The sequence below is a fragment of the Kineococcus siccus genome (assembly GCF_009906795.1).
Lineage (GTDB): Bacteria > Actinomycetota > Actinomycetes > Actinomycetales > Kineococcaceae > Kineococcus > Kineococcus siccus.
This window is the reverse complement of record NZ_JAAALN010000332.1, coordinates 1-3,037: the sequence shown is the minus strand read 5'-3', so window position 1 is coordinate 3,037 and position 3,037 is coordinate 1. Positions and strand designations below refer to the sequence as shown.

At 77.0% G+C, this 3,037-nt stretch carries 3 protein-coding genes; 1 reads left to right on the top strand and 2 read right to left on the bottom strand.

The features are described 5' to 3' along the window. Nucleotides 1-159 precede the first annotated feature (159 nt). A complete protein-coding gene (locus GTR02_RS20995) occupies nt 160-1,149 on the top strand; it encodes a DNA/RNA non-specific endonuclease (protein WP_166609417.1) in 990 nt (329 codons plus the stop codon). An 11-nt stretch (nt 1,150-1,160) separates the two neighbouring features. Here the strand turns inward: GTR02_RS20995 and GTR02_RS20990 are convergent, their stop codons facing one another. After that, nucleotides 1,161-1,946, bottom strand: a complete 786-nt coding sequence (locus GTR02_RS20990; RefSeq protein WP_338073963.1) for an SGNH/GDSL hydrolase family protein — start codon at nt 1,944-1,946, stop codon at nt 1,161-1,163. After that, nucleotides 1,943-3,037: MMPL family transporter (locus GTR02_RS20985; protein WP_166609416.1), on the bottom strand; the 1,095-nt coding region annotated here is incomplete at its 5' end. The genes GTR02_RS20990 and GTR02_RS20985, both read right to left, overlap by 4 nt.

The window sequence follows — 3,037 nt, the reverse complement described above, 5'->3', positions numbered from 1 at the left end:
GGTGTGCGGCAGGGCGGGAGTCACCGGGGCAGTCTGCCGCGTGCGCCCCGGGCGGCCTCGTCCGGGCGGCCTCGTCCGGGTGGCCTCGTCCCCCGCCCGTTCGCCGGCCGTGAACCGGGCCGCCACCGTCGTGTCGGAGGAGTGGCGCACAGTGAGGGCATGAGCGACTCCGCGAGCGGGCCGGCGCCGACGACGGCCACCACGCCGGCGACCACGACGGCCACCACGACGGTCACCAGGAACGGGACCCCGACGGTGACCACGACGGCCGCCGCGCCGCCGCAGCTGGCGGGGCGCGCGGGCTACGACCCGGCCTTCCTGGCGCCGGGCCCGCTCGTGCCCGTCCCGCTGCCGTCCGACGGCACCGAGGTCGTGGTGCTGCCGTACACGCACTTCTCGGTCGTCCTGCGCCCGGACCGGCGGCTGGCGGCCGCCACCGTCGTCGGGATCGACGGCGGGTCCCTCGTCGACCTCGACCGCGGCGGGGACGCCTGGTACCTCGACCCGCGCGTGCGCCCCGACGAGCAGGCCGGTGCGGAGCTGTACGCCCGCAACGACCTCGACCGCGGGCACCTCGTGCGGCGCCGCGACCCGGTGTGGGGCGCGCCGGCCGAGGCGCGGGAGGCGAACGCCGACACCTTCAGCTACACCAACGCGGCCCCGCAGCACGCCCGCTTCAACCAGGCGATGGAGCTGTGGCTCGGCCTGGAGGACCACGTCCTGGCCTACGCCCGCCGGTACAAGCAGCGGCTGGTCGTCGTCACGGGGCCCGTCTTCGCCGACGACGACCCCGAGTACCGGGGGGTGCGCATCCCGCTGCGGTTCTTCAAGGTCGCCGGTTACCTGCGGCCGCAGCCGGACGGCGGCGAGCTGTCGGTGCTGGCGTCGGCCGCGTTCGTCCTCGACCAGACCCCGCTGGTCGAGGAGGTGCTCGCGTCGGCGGCCCCCGACGTCCCCGAGCTGGGGGCCTTCCGCACGTTCCAGGTCCCCGTCGCCGACGTCGCGGAGCTGACGTCGCTCGACCTCGGCCCGCTGCCGGCCGCGGACCGGCTCCCCGCCCTGGTCGCGGCCGCCGCGCCGGGCGTCCCGGCCGACGGCGACGTGCCCGCCTGGCGGTCCGTCGGGAGTCCCGGCGACCTGCTGCTCTGAGGCTTCCCGCGTCAGTCGGCCAGCGGTCGCGGATCGGGCCGCTTGCCCGTGCGGTGCGCGCCCGAGGAGGTGCCGCGCAGCCGGCGCCCGACCCAGGGCAGGACGTGCACGCGACCCCAGCGCAGGTCGTCCCGCCACACGTCGCGGCGCGCCCGGGCGAGGGCCGCGGGCAGGGGGTCGCGCCAGTCCGGGGACCCCTCGGGGGCGTTGCGCCCCAGCGCGTCGAGGGCCGCCAGGGCGACCGTGGCGTGCGCCGGCGGGGACAGGTGGATGCGGTCCTCGCCCCAGGACCGGCGGTCGTGCAGCGCCTCGATGCTCCACAGGTCCAGCACGCTGCACCCATAGCGGCGGGCCGTGGCCCACAGGTGGCTGTTGTAGATCCCGACGGCGGAGCGGTTGCGGCGCAGCAGGGTCGCGCCGCGCGTGTCGAACCCGGTCCCCACGAGGACGTGCGCGCCGGCCGCCGTCAGGGTCGCGACGGCGTCCGCGAACAGCGCGGCCGTGGTGTCCGGGTCGCCGCCGGGCCGCAGCAGGTCGTTGCCGCCCCCGACGAGGCTCACGAGGTCGGGGCGCAGCGCGACGGCCTGCGGGACCTGCTCGGCCACGATCTGCGGCAGCAGGCGCCCCCGCACCGCGAGGTTCGCGTACTCCAGCGGTTCCCGGCCCTCGGCCCGCAGCTGCGCGTCGAGGTGCTCCGCGAGCCGGTCCGCCCAGCCGCGGAACCCGCCGTCGGGGGTCGCGTCGACCATGCCCTCCGTGAGGGAGTCGCCGAGGGCCACGTAGCGGTAGGGGCTCACCCGGGCATCCTCTCCCCGGCCGCGCGGTGCCGCGCGGCGCGGAGGCCGGCCGCGGAGGCGTTGGGGCGCAACCGGGACGGCCACCAGACGCGGTCGCCCAGGTCGTGCGCCAGGGCCGGCACGAGGAACGACCGCACGAGCAGGGTGTCCAGCAGGACCCCGAACGCGACGAGGAACGCGAGCTGCGCGAGGAACAGCAGCGGCACGACGGCCAGCGCGGCGAACGTCGTGGCCAGCACCACGCCCGCGGAGGTGATCACGCCGCCGGTCGCGCGCAGGCCCAGCAGCGTCCCCGTCCGGGTGCCGTGCTGCAGCGACTCCTCGCGCACCCGCGTCATGAGGAAGATCGAGTAGTCCACACCCAGCGCGACGAGGAACACGAAGGCGTACAGCGGGACGACCGGGTCGGCGCCCGGGAACCCCAGGACGTGGTCGAACACCAGCGCGGCGATGCCCACCGTGGCCGCGTACGACAGCACCGTGCACGCCATCAGCACCACGGCCGCGAGCACCGAGCGCAGCAGCAGCACGAGGACCAGGAGGACGGCGACGCCGACCACCGGGATGATCAGGGCGCGGTCGTGGCGGGCGGCGTCGAGGGTGTCGAGCTGCGTCGCCGTGCTCCCGCCCACGAGCGCGTCGACGTCCGCCGCGGCCAGGGCCGTGCGCAGCCGCTGCACCGTCTCGGTGGCCGCGGTCGAGTCGGGGCCGTCGGCGAGGGTGGCGTTGACGACGGCCGTGGTGGCGTCCGCGGGGCCCGCGGCGACCGAGTCGACACCCGCGACCGTGCCGGCGACCCGCGTCGCCTCGGGCGCCTGCGCCGCCGGCACCACGACCTCCGCCGGTTCGCCCGAGCCCGCGGGGAAGTGCCGCGCGAGGACCTGGCTGCCCTCGACGGACTCGACGTCGGTGAGGAACGTGTCGGCCTGGCTCACGCCGTCGGCCTGGAACGTCGGGAAGAACGCGGCGAACGCGGCGAGCACGACGGCGCAGACGATCCACGTCCGGCGGGCGTGGCGCTCCACGACCCCGGCGACGCGGTCCCACACGCCGCGCCGCGCCGGCCGGCCGGTGGGCGAGGAGGTGGGGGA